Genomic DNA, 18,039 nt, shown 5'->3' with positions numbered 1-18,039 from the left:
ACAGTTGCTCGGTCAAGATCAGACCCTACTCGCCGGGTCTGACAATGGCCCCGCAGTTGCTCCAACGTACGGGGACCACCTCGATGATTCCCGGACCTGGGATTTTCCACCCTGTCCGGCCGTCTCCTCCCGAGTACCCACGGAACGCGATCATCCGCCGGACAGGACCCTGACCAGGTCTTCCGCCGTGCGGCAGCGGTCCAGGAGCTCCTTGACGTGATTACGCGTTCCGCGAAGCGGTTCCAGGGTTGGAACGCGCTGCAGGGAATCGCGGCCCGGCAGGTCGAAGATCACCGAGTCCCAGGAGGCCGCCGCGACGTCGTCCGCGTACTGCTCCAGGCAGCGACCGCGGAAGTACGCGCGAGTGTCCTCAGGCGGCGCCGTACGGGCCCGCTCGATGTCCGCCTCGGTCAGCAGCCGCTTCATGCGCCCACGGGCCACCAGACGGTTGTACAGGCCCTTCTCGGGGCGCACGTCGGCGTACTGGAGGTCGACCAGGTGCAGCCGTGCCGCGTCCCAGTCGAGGCTGTCCCGGCGCCGGTAGCCCTCCATGAGCTCCCGCTTGGCAACCCAGTCCAGCTCGCCGGCCAGGCTCATCGGGTCGTGCTCCAGTCGGGTGAGGGTGTCCTCCCACCGCGACAGGACGTCCTTGGTCTGGTCGTCGGCGTCGGCCCCGAAGCGCTCCTCCACGTACTTGCGCGCGAGCTCGTAGTACTCCATCTGCAGCTGGACCGCGGTGAGCGTCCGGCCGCTACGGAGGGTGACCAGGCGCTTCAGTGAGGGGTCGTGCGATACCTGGTGCAGCGTGCGAACGGGCTGGTCGACGGCCAGGTCCACCGCGATGAAGCCGTCCTCGATCATCGACAGGACGAGAGCCGTCGTACCCAGCTTCAGATACGTCGAGATCTCCGACAGGTTCGCGTCGCCGATGATCACATGCAGGCGGCGGTACTTCTCGGCGTCCGCGTGCGGCTCGTCGCGGGTGTTGATGATCGGGCGCTTGAGCGTCGTCTCGAGGCCGACCTCCACCTCGAAGTAGTCGGCTCGCTGGCTGAGCTGGAAGCCGTGCTCGTGCCCGTCCTGGCCGATGCCGACGCGGCCCGCCCCGGTGAAGACCTGACGGGAGACGAAGAACGGCGTCAGGTGGCGCACGATGTCCGAGAAGGGGGTCTCCCGCTTCATCAGGTAGTTCTCGTGCGTGCCGTAGGACGCGCCCTTGTTGTCGGTGTTGTTCTTGTACAGGTGGATCGGCTGGGCACCGGGCAGCTGGGCGGCCCGTTCCGCGGCCTCCGCCATGATCCGCTCGCCGGCCTTGTCCCAGAGGACGGCGTCCCGGGGGTTGGTGACCTCGGGGGCGCTGTATTCGGGGTGTGCGTGGTCGACGTAGAGCCGTGCACCGTTGGTGAGGATCACGTTGGCCAGGCCGATGTCCTCGTCGGTGAGCTGGCTGGAGTCGGCGGCCTCGCGGGCGAGGTCGAAGCCTCGCGCGTCCCGCAGCGGGTTCTCCTCCTCGAAGTCCCAGCGAGCCCGGCGGGCCCGGTGCATCGCCGCCGCGTAGGCGTTCACGATCTGGGACGAGGTGAGCATGGCATTGGCGTTGGGGTGGCCGGGGACGGAGATCCCGTACTCCGTCTCGATGCCCATTACTCGCCGTACGGTCATGCGGCCCTCCTTGCCCGGCGGCACCCTCGGTCGTGGGCGCCACTCAGATACCGCTGGCGCTCGGTTGCGTGTGCGGTGCCCGTCCCCGCACTGCGCGACTCGGCGGTACGGAAGAGCCTAGAACGCCTTTGCGCTGGTGGGGAGATCATTTGCGTCATTGCGTTGCTCCAGCCGTGGCCTGAAAAACAGTCGGCTGCGGGTACCCGCCGAGGGCACCCGCAGCCGCCCTGCCTTTTACAGGTACTGACCGGTGTTCGCCACCGTGTCGATGGAGCGTCCGGTGTCCGCGCCCTGCTTTCCGGTGATGAGCGTACGGATGTACACGATCCGCTCGCCCTTCTTTCCGGAGATCCGGGCCCAGTCGTCCGGGTTGGTGGTGTTCGGCAGGTCCTCGTTCTCCTTGAACTCGTCCACGCAGGCCTGGAGGAGGTGGGAGACGCGGAGACCCTTCTGGTTCTTCTCGAGGAAGTCCTTGATCGCCGACTTCTTGGCGCGGCCGACGATGTTCTCGATCATGGCGCCGGAGTTGAAGTCCTTGAAGTAGAGGACTTCCTTGTCACCGTTGGCGTAGGTGACTTCCAGGAAGCGGTTCTCCTCCGACTCGGCGTACATTTGTTCGACGGCCGTCTGGATCATGCTCTGGACCGTGGACGCCTTGGAGCCGCTGTGCTCGGCGACGTCGTCGCCGTGCAGCGGGAGGCGCTCGGTGAGGTACTTGCCGAAGATGTCCTTGGCCGCCTCGGCGTCCGGACGCTCGATCTTGATCTTCACGTCGAGCCGGCCGGGCCGCAGGATGGCGGGGTCGATCATGTCCTCACGGTTGGAGGCGCCGATCACGACCACGTTCTGCAGGCCCTCCACGCCGTCGATCTCGGCGAGCAGCTGCGGGACGATGGTGTTCTCCACGTCCGAGCTGACACCGGAGCCACGGGTACGGAAGAGCGACTCCATCTCGTCGAAGAAGACGATGACGGGGGTGCCCTCGCTGGCCTTCTCACGGGCCCGCTGGAAGACGAGGCGGATTTGCCGCTCCGTCTCACCGACGTACTTGTTCAGGAGCTCGGGGCCCTTGATGTTGAGGAAGAAGCTCTTGCCGGCGGCCTGGCCGGTCACCTCGGCGACCTTCTTGGCCAGCGAGTTGGCCACGGCCTTGGCGATCAGGGTCTTTCCGCATCCAGGGGGCCCGTACAACAGGACGCCCTTCGGCGGCCGCAGTTCGTGCTCCTTGAACAGGTCCGGGTAGAGGTACGGGAGCTCGACCGCGTCGCGGATGGCCTCGATCTGGCCGCCGAGACCGCCGATCTGCTCGTAGCCGATGTCGGGGACCTCTTCGAGGACGAGCTCCTCGACCTCGCTCTTCGGCACGACCTCGTAGACGTAGCCGGAGCGGGGTTCCATCAGGAGGGCGTCGCCGGGGCGGATGGTGACGTCCAGCAGCGGCTCGGCGAGCCGTACCACCCGCTCCTCGTCGGTGTGCCCGAGCACCAGGGCCCGCTCGCCGTCCTCGAGGATCTCCTTGAGTGTGACGATGTCACCGACGCTCTCGTACTCCATGGCCTCGACCACGTTGAGCGCTTCGTTGAGCATCAATTCCTGGCCGCGCCGGAGCTCGTCGAGCTCGACGCTGGGGCTGACGTTCACCCTGAGCTTGCGGCCGCCGGTGAAGATGTCGGCGGTGCCGTCCTCGTTCGCCTGCAGGAAGACCCCGAAGCCGGCCGGCGGCTGCGCGAGCCGGTCTACCTCCTCCTTGAGGGCCACGATCTGGTCACGGGCCTCACGGAGCGTGTTGGCGAGCCGCTCGTTCTGTGCGGACACGCCGGCCAGATTGGTCTGCAGCTCGACGATCCGCTCTTCGAGAATCCTCGTGTGTCGCGGAGAGTCGGCGAGCTTGCGTCGCAGGACGGCGATCTCCTGCTCAAGATAGGCAATCTGCCCGGCCGGGTCGTCGGACCCCCGTCCCGGGCGGATGCCGCGGTTCATGTCGTCGTCGTGGGCTGCCACGGTCCTCACCTCCTCCAAGGGGAGCTGGACGCTTCCAGACCCTACCTGGGCGGGTGTCGATTGAAACCCCTAGATCACAAAGACGGTCGGGGTGTGTCCGATCTTCACCCTTGCGCTCTCCCTCACGCCAGGGGAATACCCACCGAACATGAATGGAACCCAGCCGGAGGTAGGGTCGAAGCGTTCAACACCCGTCAGAGCTGGCCGGATTCCCGATACGGCTCGACGCATGAAACGGCAGGAGACATGAGCGTGCAGCAGGAGGCCGGGGTCGACGGCGAGGCTCTGGAGGTCTGGATCGACCAGGACCTGTGTACCGGCGACGGCATCTGTGCCCAGTACGCGCCCGAGGTGTTCGAGCTGGACATCGACGGTCTGGCCTATGTGAAGGGCGCCGAGGACGAGCTGCTCCAGGACAAGGGCGCCACAACGCCCGTACCGCTGCCGCTTCTCACGGACGTGGTCGACTCCGCGAAGGAGTGTCCGGGCGAGTGCATCCACGTACGTCGAGTTTCGGACAGGGCCGAGGTCTACGGTCCGGACGCAGAGTGACTCCTTCCATACACTCCGTCACCGCTGTTTGATATCTCACACGCGGGACGCGGGCGCCTCACACGCTGCGGGCCCCGGACGGTGCCGAGCGGACGAACGCGCCGTTCTGCCAACGCCATTTCACGTCGCTCTTCACGTCGGGGCAGCAACGCGGCACGTCGGCCGACGAGTAGCCGAAAAGCGTGGCCGCGACGGCGCCCTGACGTACGGCGAAGTCACTGACGGTGTTGCCGTCCTTGGGGTCGAGCAGGGTCGCCACCACGCGCGGCTTGCCGCCGTCGCCGTCCCGGGTGAGGACGTAGACGCCGTCCGGCGGGGTGCCCATCGGGGAGTCGCAGTGGACCACGGCCACCGTCTCGGGGGAACCGTCGCCGTCGAGGTCTCCGGAAGCCCGCTTCTTCACCACGGCCTTCACGGGGCCGCACTCGATCGGGAACGTCACCGCGGCCGGGTCGGGCGGAGCGACGGCCGCCGGAGCGCTTCTGGTCTCCGGGGCGGCCGCCTGGGCCGCTGTCGCCGCACCCGGCTGCAGGAACGAGGAGAGGGCCACGACGCCGGCGACGGCCGTGGCGGTGGCGAGCCAGTGGATGGGGCGGGTGTGGGTGTGGGCGAGCTCCGGGACGGCGGAAGGCTGCACTAGGAGTGTCTCCTGAGGGCTGTGCCGGTGGGATGGCCAAGGGGGGATGGCCAAGATGGTGCCACACGTCACATCACGTGGGAACGGCGGGGTGTGCACGTCCTGTGCCGGGGAAGTCAGAAGAGTTACGGTTCCTGCCGCTGTGTCAGCGGGCCCGCTGCGGCACGGGCCGCTGCCGCCGCGCATCGTGTCGGCGGGGCCGGCCGCGGTCGTGATCTGTGGGGTCAACCGGTGTGCGCCGTGGTTCACCCGGGGCGGCCGTCAGGGACAACGGAAAGGCGCCGTGGCGGAGTTCCCGGAGTGGATCAGGGAACTTGGCCACGGCGCCGGTGCGTTGTGTGCGGCGGCGGGGTCGCCTCAGCGGCCGGTGCCGCCGTCGGCGTTGGGTCCGGCGTAGTCCTCGCCGTAGGCGCCCTTGGCGGGGCGGCGGCGGCGCATGGGCGGCTCGACTCCGTCGGCGAGGCGGCGGGCGGTGAGCAGGAAGCCGGTGTGGCCGATCATCCGGTGGTCCGGGCGGACGGCCAGGCCCTCGATGTGCCAGTTACGGATCATCGTCTCCCAGGAGGTCGGCTCGTTGAAGCAGCCGATCTCGCGGATGGACTCGACGGTCCGGGCGAGCTGGGTGGTGGTCGCCACGTAGCAGCACAGGATGCCGCCGGGGACGAGCGCCTTGGAGACGGCCTCCAGGCACTCCCAGGGGGCGAGCATGTCGAGGATGACGCGGTCCACGTCGGCATCGGACAGGTTGTCCTGGAGGTCACCGACGGTGAGCTGCCAGGCGGGGTGCGGGCCGCCGAAGTAGCGCTCGACGTTCGCCTGGGCGATCTCGGCGAAGTCCGCGCGGCGCTCGTAGCTGTGCAGCATGCCCTGGTCGCCGATGGCGCGCAGCAGGAAGCTGCTGAGCGAGCCGGAGCCCACGCCGGCCTCGACGACGCGAGCGCCGGGGAAGATGTCGGCGAAGGCGAGGATCTGCCCCGCGTCCTTCGGGTAGACGACGGCTGCCCCGCGGGGCATGGACAGGACGTAGTCGGGGAGCAGGGGGCGCAGCGCGAGATAGGCGACGTTACCTGTGGTGCGGACAACGCTGCCCTCGGGAGCGCCGATCAGTTCGTCGTGGGGGAAGGAACCCTTGTGGGTGTGGAAGTTCTTCCCGGCCTCGAGCGTGAACGTGTAGTGGCGGCCCTTGGGGTCGGTCAGCTGAACCTGGTCCCCGACCTTGAAGGGCCCGCGCCTGCGGGCGGCACCGGTCGGTTCGGACATGTGAACAGCCTACCGGTCCCCGGAGGGGGTGCCGACCACTTCAGCTGGGCCTCGCCATGGCCTTCACGAAGGCCCGCTCCACGTCGGCCGCCGACAGCACGCCGTAGATCTCGCCGGTCTCCTCGACGACGAGGTACTCGGTGGCGGGCGTCGCCCTGAGGGCGTCGAGCAGTTCCTCGCCCGACAGTTCCGCCGAGACGCGCATGCCGTCGGTGAGGTCCTGGGCGAGGCCGCTGACCGCGACCCAGGGGCGGCGGTGCTCGGGTACGCCGACGATGGCGGCCTCGCGGACCAGTGAGAGGGGCTTGCCGTCGGCGTCGACGACGACCAGGGCGCGGGCTCCGGCGGTGTTGGCGCGGCGCAGGGCCTCCGAGAGCGGGGTGTGGGTCTCGACGGGGACGGCGCGGCGGGTGAGCGCACGGGCGCGCAGTTCGGGGAGGTGCTCGCGCAGCCGGGCCATGCGCAGGCTGTTGCCGGCGCCGGTCCAGATGATCGCGGCGAGGATGGCGGCGAGCAGGGCGTCCAGGACGGTGTCCATGCCGACGTTGTCGACGGCGTCGGCGCCGAGGGCGCCGGACTGGGTCAGCAGCGGCAGGCCGATGAGGACGCAGACGGCGAGGGCGCGGCCGACCCAGGCGGCGGCGACGGTGCCGGTCATCGGCTTGCCGGTGATCTTCCAGACGACGGCGCGGAGCATGCGGCCGCCGTCGAGGGGCAGGCCGGGCAGGAGGTTGAACGCGGCCACGATGAGGTTGGAGATCATCAGGCCCGCCAGCAGGACGCCCGGGACGGTGCCGGGGTCCACGATCTGCATGGCGAGGTAGAAGACGCCCGCGAGCAGGAGGGAGAGCAGAGGCCCGACGAAGGCGAGCACGAACTCGCGGCCGGGGGTCTCGGCCTCCTTCTCGATCTCGGAGACGCCGCCGAAGAACTGGAGCTGGATGCGGCGGACCGGGAGCTTGAAGCGGAGGGCGGCGACGGTGTGGGCCAGTTCGTGGACGAGCACGGAGGCGTAGAAGGCGACCGCGAAGAACAGGGAGACCAGGTACCGGGCGGCGCCGAGCTCGGGCAGGACGCGCTCCAGCTGCCCGCCGAACACCCAGGTGATCAGCGCGGCGACGAGGAACCAGCTGGGCGCGACGTACACGGGCACCCCGAAGGGCCGTCCCATGAGCAGGCCGCCCCGGGGCTCCGGAGGCCGCTGGGGGGCGGGCCCCTTGCCGTCGGCGGAGTGGGCGAGGGGGCGGTCGCCGGTGCCGGGCGCGGCGGGCTCGGTGCGGCTGTTCGGGCTGTTCGGGTCAGAGGTGGGGTCCGGGGAGGGGGCCGCACCAGCGTTCTGGCCGGTCCCGGAGTCGCCCTGCGGGCCGGGCTTCCGCAACGACGGGCGCTCTCCTTCGGCTGCGCCGGGGTCCTGGTCCGCCGCGGAGTCGTCCTCGGGCCCGTCCGGCCCGGCCGGCGGTGTGGCCGCGGGGCCTGCCTCCGGGGCGTCGTCGTGCTGCTCTGAGGTGAAACGCCGTCCGTCCGCGGGCTGTTCGTCGGCGGGGGTCGGGTCGGCGGCCCGGGCCGGAGCACCTGCGTGGCGCTCGGCCGACTCGTCGTTGCCGGACCGCGGCTCCCCGCGCCCGCCGCTCTCGTCCACCGGTGTCCCCTCGTTCGAAGCGTCTCCCGCGCCTGCCGGCCGGAAGGGTCTCGAGTCGATGGTATGCGTCCGTCGAGGCGCGTTCCGCCCCGGCACCCCTGTGTTTCCCGTCCGTCCCGTCCCTTCCCGGCTCCCGGCGTCGTACACGGCGCGACCGCGGCTGGGTCACTGTCAGTGGCGGGCCGTATGGTCTGGGGCATGGAGACGAGCACCGAGGGCGCGGCGCAGCCCGACAGCAGCCCTGCCGCGGCGGTGGATCCGCCGGTCCCGGCAGGGCCCGTGGAGGCGGTCATCGAGACGGCAGTGGAGACGGCGACCGTGACCGCGCCCACCGCCATACCTCCCTCGACGCTGTCCCCCTCGCGTGCGAGCGACTTCATGCAGTGCCCGTTGCTCTACCGCTTCCGGGTCATCGACCGGCTGCCGGAGAAGCCCAGCGAGGCGGCGACCAGGGGCACGCTGGTGCACGCGGTCCTGGAGCGGCTCTTCGACGCCCCGGCGGCCGAGCGCACGGCGCCCCGGGCGAAGTCGCTGATCCCGGGCCAGTGGGACCGGCTGCGCGAGTCGCGGCCGGAGGTCGTGGAGCTGTTCGCCGACGATCCGCAGGGCGAGCGGCTGGCGCGCTGGCTGGGCGAGGCGGAGCAGCTCGTCGAGCGCTGGTTCTCCCTGGAGGACCCCAGCCGGCTGGAGCCGGCCGAGCGGGAGCTGTTCGTCGAGACCGAGCTGGACTCCGGGCTGCGGCTGCGCGGGATCATCGACCGGGTCGACGTGGCCCCCACGGGCGAGGTCCGGATCGTCGACTACAAGACGGGGAAGGCCCCCAGGCCCGAGTACTCCGAGGGCGCCCTGTTCCAGATGAAGTTCTACGCCCTCGTGGTCTGGCGGCTGAAGAACGTGGTGCCCCGGCGGCTCCAGCTGGTGTATCTGGGCAGCGGTCAGGTGCTGACGTACGACCCGGTCCTCGCCGACCTGGAGCGGGTCGAGCGCAAGCTGCTGGCGCTGTGGGAGGCGATCCGGCTGGCGACGGAGACGGGCGACTGGCGGCCCCGTCCCACGAAGCTGTGCGGCTGGTGCGACCACCAGGCCCACTGCCCGGAGTTCGGCGGCACTCCCCCGCCCTACCCGTTGCCGGTGAGGGCGGCGGAGTTCGGCGGGCCCGAGCAGGGCAGAATGGGGCCGGACTAGCGAAGGAGACTTACGTGGCCATCCGCGTCCTACTGGTCGATGACCAGCCGCTGCTCCGCACGGGCTTCCGGATGATTCTGGAGGCCGAGCAGGACATCGCGGTCGTCGGCGAGGCCGGAGACGGCCTCCAGGCGCTCGACCAGGTGCGGGCCCTGCAGCCCGACGTGGTCCTGATGGACATCCGCATGCCGCGGATGGACGGTGTGGAGGCGACCCGGCAGATCACGGGCCCCGAGCGGGACGGCCCGGCGAAGGTGCTGGTGCTGACCACTTTCGACCTCGACGAGTACGTGGTGGAGGCGCTGCGCGCCGGTGCCAGCGGCTTCCTGCTGAAGGACGCCCCGGCCAACGAGCTGGTGCAGGCGATCCGGGTCGTGGCCTCGGGCGAGGCGATGCTCGCGCCGAGCATCACGCGCCGGCTGCTCGACAAGTACGCCACGCATCTGCCCTCCGGTGAGGAGCCGGTGCCGGACACGCTGCACACGCTCACCGACCGCGAGGTCGAGGTGCTGAAGCTGGTGGCGCGCGGGCTGTCCAACGCCGAGATCGCCGCCGACCTGTTCGTCAGCGAGACCACCGTCAAGACGCACGTCGGGCATGTGCTGACCAAGCTGGGCCTGCGCGACCGTGTGCAGGCCGCGGTGTACGCGTACGAGAGCGGGCTGGTGCGCCCCGGCGCACAGTAGCCCGCGGCGCAGCGGAAACGTGAAGGGCGCCCCCTGCCGAGGCAGGGGGCGCCCTTCACGTGTGTGCGTCAGGAATCCTTGCTCAGCTCCCAGAAGCGGAACACGGTCGACGCGTCGAGGCAGTACTCCAGTCCGTAGACACCTTCACGTGCGACCGCGTACTGCTTGGCCTGCCACACGGGCAGGACGGGGAGTTCGTCGGCGACGATGTCCTGCAGCTCCCCGAACTCCTTGTCGGTGGCGGCGCGGTTGGTCAGGGCCGCGGTGCTCGGGATGAGCGTGCCGGTGATGGTGTCGTTGTCGTAGTTGTTGTTCAGCACGTTGCCCTTGCCGAAGAAGGGGGCCGTGAAGTTGTCGGCGTCCGGGTAGTCGGGCACCCAGCCCTTCACGTAGACGCCGTACTTGCCGGCCGCGATGTCCTTCTCGTACTGGGCGAAGGAGACCGACTTGACGTCCGCGTCGAACAGGCCGCTGGCGTTGAGCTGGCCGGCGATGGCCGTCAACTCCTGGTCGGTGGCGGGGCCGTAGCGGGACGGTGTCGACCAGAGGGTCAGCTTCACCTTTCCGGTGATGCCGTCGGCGCGCAGCGCGTCGGCCGCCTTGGACCGGGAGGGGCGGGCGCCGTAGGTGTCGAAGAAGGCCGTGTTGTGGCCCGCGACACCGGCCGGGATGATCGAGTACAGCGGGGTCGCGGTGCCCTGGTAGACATCCTTGATGAGGGCTTCGCGGTCGAGCAGGTGGGCGATGGCCTTGCGTACGCCGAGCTTTCCTGCGACCGGGTCGTCCATGTTGAACACCAGGTGCTGGACCTCGGCGCTGCTGCCCTCGACGACCTCGGTGCCGGTGCCGTCGTCGGCCTTCTCCATGTCGGCGACGTCGCCCGCGGTGAGGCCGCGGTAGGCGATGTCGACTTCCTCGTTCTGGATGGCCTGCTTCAGGGCGGTCTGGTCGCCGTCGAAGAACTTCAGCGTCACGCCGGTGTTGCTCACCTTGGCGGTGCCCTTGTAGTTCTCGTTGACGGAGAAGACGGCCTGGCCGTCGTCGAACGAGTCGAGCTTGTAGGGGCCGGAGCCGACGGCCCCGCCGTCCTTGCGCAGCTTGCCCGCGTCGTACTCGTTGTGGTCGACGATGGAGCCGGCACCGGAGGCGATCTTGCTGGGGAAGGTGGCGTCGGACGTGTTGAGGTGGAAGACGACCGTCTGCTCGTCCGGGGTCTCGACCTCGTCCAGCGTGGGGAACATGATCGCGGGCCCGTCCGGGTCGTTGATCTTCAGCATCCGCTCGAAGGAGAACTTGACGTCCTCCGAGGTGAGGGCGTCACCGTTGCTGAACTTGAGGCCGTCCTTCAGCGTGCACCTGTAGACCGAGGACTGCGTGTCGGTGAAGGCGCAGCTCTCTGCTGCCTCCGGCTGCGGTTCCGTGGCGCCCTTGGGGAAGCTGAGCAGCGACTGGAAGACGTTGTTGAACAACAGCCAGGAGCCGGGGTCGTAGCCGGAGGCCGGGTCGGTGGCCAGGACGTCATCGGACATCCCCACCACCACGTTGGAGCCCTCTCCCGCGGAGTCCCCGGTCTCCGTGCCGCAGCCGGTCAGCAGGCCGGAGGCGAGCCCCGCCACGATCGGCAGGACCGGCCACTGGTTGCGTATGTTCACGTGTGTGCCTTGTCGTCGGTTCTCGAGAACACCCGGAGCATGTCCCTGGCTCCGGGGCACGGTTCCCCGGGGGCCGTGGTCACAGGCCCCGGGGTTCCAGCGGGTACGTCAGCCGCTCACGCCCCGGCCGAGCTCCCACAACTGGAGCGTCGACGCGGAGTTGAGCGCGTAGGCGGTACCCGTGATGTCGTCGCGCGCGGCGACGTACTGCTTGCCCTGCCACAGCGGCAGCACCGGCACGTCGGAGGCGACGATGTCCTGAATGTCCGTCAGACTGGTGGAGGCGGACAACCGGTCCGCCTCGCGGCGGGACTCCGGGATCAGGGTGTTGCGGATCTGGCTGTTGTCGTACGGCGAGCCAAGGGTGTTGTCCCTGTCGAGGAACGGCGCGAGGAAGTTGTCGGCGTCCGGGAAGTCGGGGAACCAGCCCATGCCGTAGACGTCGTACTCACCCTTCTTCTCGGCCGGGCGGAACGTGTCCCACGGCGTTCCCTTGATACCTACGTCGAAGAGGCCGCTGGAGTTCAGCTGGTCGCGCAGGACCTCGAACTCCTTCTTGGTGGCCGGGCCGTAGTGGTCGGTCGTGTAGTGCAGCGTCAGCTTCACCGGGGTGGTGATGTTCGCCTGGTTCAGCAGGGACCGGGCCTTGGTGACGTTCGCGTCGCCGTACTTGTTGAAGAACGAGTTGGAGTGGCCCGTGACGCTGGCCGGGACCAGCGAGTACAGCGGCTCGGCCTGGGAGCCGTAGACCTTGGAGACCAGCTCGCTGCGGTTGACGACCTGGGCCATCGCCTGGCGTACGGCCTTGGACTTCACGGTCGGGGCGTCGGTGTTGAAACCCAGGTAGCGGATCTCCAGGCCGGGCATCTCGACAAGGTCCACACCGGTGTCCGCGTCACCCGAGAGCTTGCGGATCTGGTCCGGCGACATGGCGCGGGTCATGAGGTCGATGTCGCCCTTGTCGAGCGCCTCGCCCATGGAGTCGGTGTCCTTGAAGGAGACCATGTCGATCTTGTCGTTGTTCACCTTCAGGCTCCCCTTGTAGTCGGGGTTCCGGGTGAATTCGGCCCTGACCAGCTCGTCGCCCTCGACGTCGGCCTTGACGGTGTACGGGCCCGAGCCCCCGAGGTCGAAGCCGTCGCGCAGCTTGTTCTTCGGGTAGTCGTCGGGGTCGACGATGCCGGCGACCGGGGTCGACAGCTTGTACGGGAAGGTGGCGTCGGCGGTCTTCAGGTGGAAGATGACGTCGCGGTCACCCTGCGTCTCGACGGTGTCGATGGTGGACAGCAGCGCGAACACGCCGCTGTCGGCCTTGAGGGAGCGGGCGCGGTCGATGGAGTACTTCACGTCGGACGCGGTGACGGGGTCGCCGTTCGCGAACTTCAGGCCGTCGCGCAGGGTGCAGGCGTAGCGCTCGTTGCCGGTGTCGGTGAAGCCGCATCTCTCGGCCGCCTCCGGCACCGGGGCGCCCTCGCCGCGCGGCTGGATCATCAGGGTCTGCACGGTCTGGCGCAGGATGTTCCAGGTGCCGACGTCGTAGGCGTACGCCGGGTCGAGGGGTGCGGGAGCTTCCTTCGAGGCGGTGAACCGGTCCGTGGTGCCGACGACGATCGCGCCGCCGTCGTCGCTCCCGCTGCCGGACCCGCCGCAGGCGGCGAGCACCGGCGCGAGCAGGCCGATCACGGCCGGCAGCACCAAAGTCTTGCGGTTCATGCTCGAGTTACTCCAGAGCTGTCGACTCCGTGTATCCGGCATGCAGGGGTGGCGCAGCGGATCACGGGGGGTGGGGCGATGTTCTCGCAACGAGATTAGTCCGGGCCGGCAGGAAGGTTCGCAGCGACCGGAGTTGAGCCCTCATCACGCTACGGAACCGGGCGTGGACACACCGAAAACCCGATGGCGGAAGCTTTGGTACAGCGTTCCACCAATCGGGACACAAGGGCACGTCAGCGGCCCCCCTGGGCACACGCCGGATCCTCTGTCGACCCCTGGCCGCGTGGGGAACGTCACACTGCAAACGGGTTCCGGAGTACGGTAATTCGACCGTCCGGAGATCGTCCGGAGAGGGTCGAATTCATCTGCGAAATTGCTGTCTTAACTCCGCTGCACGCTGGGTGAACAGCTAGCGCATTTCCGTCATCAGACCGTGCAGAAATGTCAGGTCGACCTCTTCGAGGGAGGTGACGACCGTACGGCGGAGGGCCGGGGTGATGGGGGCCACGGAGGGCACCGCCACGACGTGGCAGCCCGCGGCCTCGGCGGCGGCGACCCCGGTCGCGGTGTCCTCGATGACGGCGCACCGGGCCGGGTCCGCGTCGAGTCCGGCGGCGGCCGCCAGGTACGGGTCGGGGTGGGGCTTGGTGCGCGGCACCTCGTCACCGGCCACCGTCAGACGGAAGTGGTGCGCGCCCAGCGAGGTCAGCACCCGGTCGATGATGCGCCGGTGCGAGGCGGAGACCAGGGCCGTCGGGATCTCGTACTCGTACAGCTCGGCCAGCAGCCGGCCCGCGCCCGGCATCAGCGGCAGGGCGCGGTCGATGCGGTCCTCGAAGCCGTCGTTGAGCAGCACGGTGAGCTCGTCGAGGGTGATGTCGGCGCCGGTGGCCTCGATCAGGAACCCCGCGCTGCGGGTCATGGGGCCGCCGACCACGACATGGCGCCAGGACTCGTCGAGCGTGTGGCCGAGGGAGGCGAAGACCTCCGCCTCGACCTCCCACCAGAAACCCTCCGTGTCCACCAGGGTGCCGTCCATGTCGAGGAGCACCGCCTGCAGGGCGGAGCCCTCGGCCGTGCGGGTTCCGAGCGCGGGGACCGTACTGGTCATCCACGTACCTCCTTGAGGGACGTTCAGGCCGGTTCCCACGGGGGAACCGGCCTGCGGTGGACCGACCAGTCTACGTCCTGCGCGGACGAAGCGCCTCTTTTGGCCCGTGTGCCTGGTGGGGCGGCTCAGCGGGCGTTGAAGTACTTCGCCTCCGGGTGGTGGATCACGATGGCGTCCGTGGACTGCTCGGGGTGCAGCTGGAACTCCTCGGACAGGTGGACGCCGATGCGCTCCGGCTGGAGCAGGTCGGCGATCTTGGCGCGGTCCTCCAGATTGGGGCAGGCGCCGTAGCCGAGGGAGAAGCGGGCGCCCCGGTACTTCAGCTCGAACATGCCCTGCATCTCGTCCGGGTCCTCGCCGGCGTAGCCGAGTTCGGAGCGCACGCGCGCGTGCCAGTACTCGGCGAGCGCCTCGGCCAACTGCACGGACAGCCCGTGCAGTTCGAGGTAGTCGCGGTAGGCGTTGGCCTCGAACATCCGGGCGGTCTCCTCGCCGATGCGCGAGCCGACGGTGACGACCTGGAGGCCCACGACGTCCGTCTCGCCGGACTCCTCCGGGCGGAAGAAGTCGGCCAGGCACAGGCGGCGGCCCCGGCGCTGGCGCGGGAAGGTGAAGCGGGTGCGCTCGTTGCCCCGGTCGTCCAGGAGGATCAGGTCGTCGTCCTTGGAGACGCACGGGAAGTAGCCGTAGACCACGGCCGCCTCCAGCAGGTTCTCCGTCTGGAGCCTGTCCAGCAGGCCGCGCAGCCGGGGCCTGCCCTCGGTCTCGACGAGTTCCTCGTACGACGGGCCCTCGCCGGTGCGGTTCTGCTTCAGGCCCCACTGGCCCTTGAACAGGGCGCCCTCGTCGAGCCAGCTCGCGTACTCCTTGAGCTGGATGCCCTTGATCACGCGCGTGCCCCGGAAGGGCGGCTCGGGAACGGGGTTGTCGGTGGCGACGTCGGAGCGGACGTGCCCCTCCTCGGGGCGTTCCTCCACCACGGCCGCGGCGGTGGCCCGGACGCGGCGCTGCTTCAGCTCGGGCAGCTTCGCTCCCGGCACGCCCCGCTTGACGCCGATCAGGGCGTCCATCAGGCGCAGGCCCTCGAAGGCGTCGCGAGCGTAGCGGACCTCGCCCTCGTAGATCTCGTGCAGGTCCTGCTCGACGTAGGCGCGGGTGAGGGCGGCGCCGCCGAGGATGACCGGGAAGTTCGCCGCCAGTCCGCGCTGGTTCAGCTCCTCCAGGTTCTCCTTCATGATCACGGTGGACTTGACCAGGAGCCCGGACATGCCGATCACGTCGGCCCTGTGCTCCTCGGCGGCGTCCAGGATCGCGGAGACCGGCTGCTTGATGCCGAGGTTGACGACGTTGTAACCGTTGTTGGACAGGATGATGTCGACGAGGTTCTTGCCGATGTCGTGCACGTCGCCGCGGACGGTGGCCAGGACGATGGTGCCCTTGCCCGCCTCGTCGGTCTTCTCCATGTGCGGTTCGAGGTGGGCGACGGCGGTCTTCATCACCTCGGCGGACTGGAGGACGAACGGCAGCTGCATCTGGCCGGAGCCGAACAGCTCGCCGACGACCTTCATGCCGTCCAGCAGGGTCGCGTTGACGATGTCGAGGGCGGAGCGCTCCTGGAGGGCGTCGTCCAGGTCGGCCTCCAGTCCGTTGCGCTCGCCGTCGATGATGCGCCGCTTGAGGCGCTCGTCCAGCGGCAGGGCGGCCAGCTCCTCGGCCTTGCCGGCCTTCAGGGACTTGGCGGTGGCACCCTCGAACAGCTGCATGAGCTTCTGCAGCGGGTCGTAGCCCTCGGCGCGGCGGTCGTGGATGAGGTCCAGGGCAGTCTGAACCTCCTCCTCGTTGAAGCGGGCGATCGGCAGGATCTTGCTCGCGTGCACGATCGCCGAGTCCAGGCCCGCCTTGACGCACTCGTCGAGGAAGACGGAGTTGAGCAGGATGCGGGCAGCCGGGTTGAGGCCGAAGGAGATGTTGGACAGGCCGAGCGTGGTCTGCACCTTCGGGTGGCGCCGCTTCAGCTCGCGGATGCCCTCGATGGTGGCGATGCCGTCCTTGCGGGACTCCTCCTGGCCGGTGCAGATGGTGAAGGTCAGGCAGTCGACGAGGATGTCCTCCTCGTGGATGCCCCAGTTCCCGGTCAGGTCGTCGATGAGCCGTTCGGCGATCTCGACCTTCTTCTCGGCGGTGCGGGCCTGGCCCTCCTCGTCGATGGTCAGCGCGATGAGGGCGGCGCCGTGCTCCTTGGCGAGCTGGGTGACCTTGGCGAAGCGGGACTCGGGACCGTCGCCGTCCTCGTAGTTCACCGAGTTGATCACCGCGCGGCCGCCGAGCTTCTCCAGGCCGGCCTGGATGACGTCGATCTCGGTGGAGTCCAGCACGATCGGCAGGGTGGAGGCGGTGGCGAAGCGGCCGGCCAGCTCCTCCATGTCGGCGGCGCCGTCCCGGCCGACGTAGTCGACGCACAGGTCGAGCATGTGCGCGCCTTCGCGGATCTGTTCCCGGGCGATCTCCACGCAGTCGTCCCAGCGGGCGTCCAGCATGGCCTCGCGGAACTTCTTCGAGCCGTTGGCGTTGGTGCGCTCGCCGATGGCCAGGTAGGAGGTGTCCTGCCGGAACGGCACGCTCTGGTAGAGGGAGGCCGCGCCCGGCTCCGGCTCCGGGCTGCGCTCGGTCGGGGTGACGTCGCGGACGCGCTCCACCAGCTGACGCAGGTGCTCGGGGGTGGTGCCGCAGCAGCCGCCGACCAGGGACAGGCCGTAGTCCTGGACGAAGTTCTGCTGGGCGTCGGCCAGGCCCTCGGCGTCGAGCGGGAAGTGCGCGCCGTCCTTGGTCAGGATGGGCAGGCCGGCGTTCGGCATGCACAGCAGCGGGATGCGCGAGTGGCGCGTCAGATAGCGCAGGTGCTCGCTCATCTCGGCGGGACCGGTGGAGCAGTTCAGGCCGATCATGTCGATACCGAGGGGCTCCAGCGCGGTCAGCGCCGCGCCGATCTCGGAGCCGAGCAGCATGGTGCCGGTGGTCTCGAAGGCCATCGAGCACAGCAGGGGCACGTCGACGCCGGTGGCCTCCATGGCCCGGCGGGCGCCCAGGATGGACGCCTTCGTCTGGAGCAGGTCCTGCGTGGTCTCCACGAGCAGCGCGTCCGCGCCGCCGGCGAGCATGCCCTCGGCGTTGGCCTGGTAGCCGTCGCGGATGGTGGCGTACGCGACGTGGCCGAGCGTGGGCAGCTTGGTGCCGGGGCCGACGGAGCCGAGCACCCAGCGCGGCCGGCCGTCCCGGGCCGCGTACTCGTCGGCCACCTCGCGGGCGATCCGGGCACCCGCCTCGGACAGCTCGTGCACGCGGTCGGAGATCTCGTACTCCGCCGCGGCCGTGTGGTTGGCGCCGAACGTGTTGGTCTCGACGCAGTCCACGCCCACCGCGAAGTACGCGTCGTGGACCGAACGGACGATGTCCGGCCGTGTGAGGTTCAGGATCTCGTTGCAGCCCTCGAGATTCTGGAAGTCCTCAAGGGTCGGGTCCTGTTCCTGGAGCATGGTGCCCATGGCTCCGTCGGCCACCACCACACGGGTGGCCAGGGCCTCTCGGAGCGCGGACACACGGGTCCGGCTGTCAGCGGAAGGGGTCAGCGGCAACGAGGCCATGTACGGGGCTCCCTCGGATGCGACGGCTGTCGGCTTTGCGGCTTCCCGGACATCCGGAGGTCATCCGGGAAAGGCGCACCGCGCCAGCGTAACCGGGAGTCGGCTTGGATGGGCAGCGCGTCCACGAGGCGGACGCAGATGGCGGCGGGGCGGCCGTCGGGCGTCCGATGAACCGTCTGTGACGCAACAAATGGCGTCCGGCCATTAGCGGGAGGTTGGCATCGACCGGTAGTGTTCGACATTGCCGAACAAGGGCTGTGGTGCCGCTTGTCGGCGGTCAAAGGGGACGGAGGCAGTACG

General features: G+C 69.3%; 12 protein-coding genes. 3 read left to right on the top strand and 9 right to left on the bottom strand.

Going from position 1 to position 18,039, the window contains the following annotated elements; translation table 11 throughout:
• Positions 1-150: 150 nt before the first annotated feature.
• A complete protein-coding gene (dop, locus tag OG542_RS32685; RefSeq protein ID WP_344985039.1) occupies positions 151-1,662 on the bottom strand; it encodes a depupylase/deamidase Dop in 1,512 nt (503 codons plus the stop codon).
• Between the two features lie 234 nt (positions 1,663-1,896).
• Positions 1,897-3,663, bottom strand: a complete 1,767-nt coding sequence (arc, locus tag OG542_RS32680; protein WP_261679940.1) for a proteasome ATPase — start codon at positions 3,661-3,663, stop codon at positions 1,897-1,899.
• A 246-nt stretch (positions 3,664-3,909) separates the two neighbouring features.
• Here arc and OG542_RS32675 point away from each other — a divergent pair, with 246 nt between their 5' ends.
• Positions 3,910-4,215, top strand: coding sequence for a ferredoxin (locus OG542_RS32675; protein WP_261679941.1), 306 nt, complete (start codon positions 3,910-3,912; stop codon positions 4,213-4,215).
• Between the two features lie 58 nt (positions 4,216-4,273).
• On the opposite strand, the gene OG542_RS32670 is transcribed toward OG542_RS32675, so the two are convergent.
• The 3 genes from OG542_RS32670 to OG542_RS32660 form a co-directional block, all read right to left on the bottom strand.
• The gene (locus OG542_RS32670; RefSeq protein ID WP_328415538.1) at positions 4,274-4,852 is read right to left on the bottom strand and encodes a hypothetical protein; all 579 of its coding nucleotides are present in this window, start codon (positions 4,850-4,852) and stop codon (positions 4,274-4,276) included.
• Positions 4,853-5,209: 357 nt separating this feature from the next.
• Complete coding sequence (locus OG542_RS32665; protein WP_020274881.1) at positions 5,210-6,112, bottom strand: tRNA (adenine-N1)-methyltransferase; 903 nt, start codon at positions 6,110-6,112, stop codon at positions 5,210-5,212.
• Positions 6,113-6,152: 40 nt separating this feature from the next.
• Positions 6,153-7,751 carry a site-2 protease family protein gene (locus tag OG542_RS32660; RefSeq protein ID WP_328415534.1) on the bottom strand — a complete coding sequence of 533 codons (1,599 nt, stop codon included), beginning with the start codon at positions 7,749-7,751 and terminating at the stop codon, positions 6,153-6,155.
• Positions 7,752-7,949: 198 nt separating this feature from the next.
• Between OG542_RS32660 and OG542_RS32655 the strand changes: the two genes are divergently transcribed.
• Positions 7,950-8,936, top strand: a complete 987-nt coding sequence (locus OG542_RS32655; RefSeq protein ID WP_328415532.1) for a RecB family exonuclease — start codon at positions 7,950-7,952, stop codon at positions 8,934-8,936.
• Between the two features lie 14 nt (positions 8,937-8,950).
• Positions 8,951-9,622, top strand: a complete 672-nt coding sequence (locus OG542_RS32650) for a response regulator (protein WP_184597440.1) — start codon at positions 8,951-8,953, stop codon at positions 9,620-9,622.
• A 68-nt stretch (positions 9,623-9,690) separates the two neighbouring features.
• Here the strand turns inward: OG542_RS32650 and OG542_RS32645 are convergent, their stop codons facing one another.
• The 4 genes from OG542_RS32645 to metH form a co-directional block, all read right to left on the bottom strand.
• On the bottom strand, positions 9,691-11,274 hold the full coding sequence (locus tag OG542_RS32645; protein ID WP_311124803.1) for an ABC transporter substrate-binding protein: 1,584 nt from the start codon (positions 11,272-11,274) through the stop codon (positions 9,691-9,693).
• Between the two features lie 108 nt (positions 11,275-11,382).
• The gene (locus OG542_RS32640; RefSeq protein ID WP_328415528.1) at positions 11,383-12,987 is read right to left on the bottom strand and encodes an ABC transporter substrate-binding protein; all 1,605 of its coding nucleotides are present in this window, start codon (positions 12,985-12,987) and stop codon (positions 11,383-11,385) included.
• A 409-nt stretch (positions 12,988-13,396) separates the two neighbouring features.
• On the bottom strand, positions 13,397-14,098 hold the full coding sequence (locus OG542_RS32635; RefSeq protein ID WP_311124805.1) for an HAD family hydrolase: 702 nt from the start codon (positions 14,096-14,098) through the stop codon (positions 13,397-13,399).
• Positions 14,099-14,223: 125 nt separating this feature from the next.
• The gene (metH, locus tag OG542_RS32630) at positions 14,224-17,739 is read right to left on the bottom strand and encodes a methionine synthase (protein WP_328415526.1); all 3,516 of its coding nucleotides are present in this window, start codon (positions 17,737-17,739) and stop codon (positions 14,224-14,226) included.
• Positions 17,740-18,039 lie beyond the last annotated feature (300 nt).

Origin of the sequence: Streptomyces violaceus (assembly GCF_036014075.1) — a bacterium.
In the GTDB taxonomy this organism is placed as follows: Bacteria; Actinomycetota; Actinomycetes; order Streptomycetales; family Streptomycetaceae; genus Streptomyces; species Streptomyces violaceus.
This window is presented reverse-complemented; position numbering and strand designations above follow the sequence as displayed.

Coding starts and splice junctions, on each gene's coding strand:
- OG542_RS32635 (WP_311124805.1), bottom strand. CDS start 14,098: ATGACCAGTACGGTCCCCGCGCTCGGAACCCGCACGGCCGAGGGCTCC.
- metH (WP_328415526.1), bottom strand. CDS start 17,739: ATGGCCTCGTTGCCGCTGACCCCTTCCGCTGACAGCCGGACCCGTGTG.
- OG542_RS32655 (WP_328415532.1), top strand. CDS start 7,950: ATGGAGACGAGCACCGAGGGCGCGGCGCAGCCCGACAGCAGCCCTGCC.
- dop (WP_344985039.1), bottom strand. CDS start 1,662: ATGACCGTACGGCGAGTAATGGGCATCGAGACGGAGTACGGGATCTCC.
- OG542_RS32640 (WP_328415528.1), bottom strand. CDS start 12,987: ATGAACCGCAAGACTTTGGTGCTGCCGGCCGTGATCGGCCTGCTCGCG.
- OG542_RS32665 (WP_020274881.1), bottom strand. CDS start 6,112: ATGTCCGAACCGACCGGTGCCGCCCGCAGGCGCGGGCCCTTCAAGGTC.
- OG542_RS32675 (WP_261679941.1), top strand. CDS start 3,910: ATGAGCGTGCAGCAGGAGGCCGGGGTCGACGGCGAGGCTCTGGAGGTC.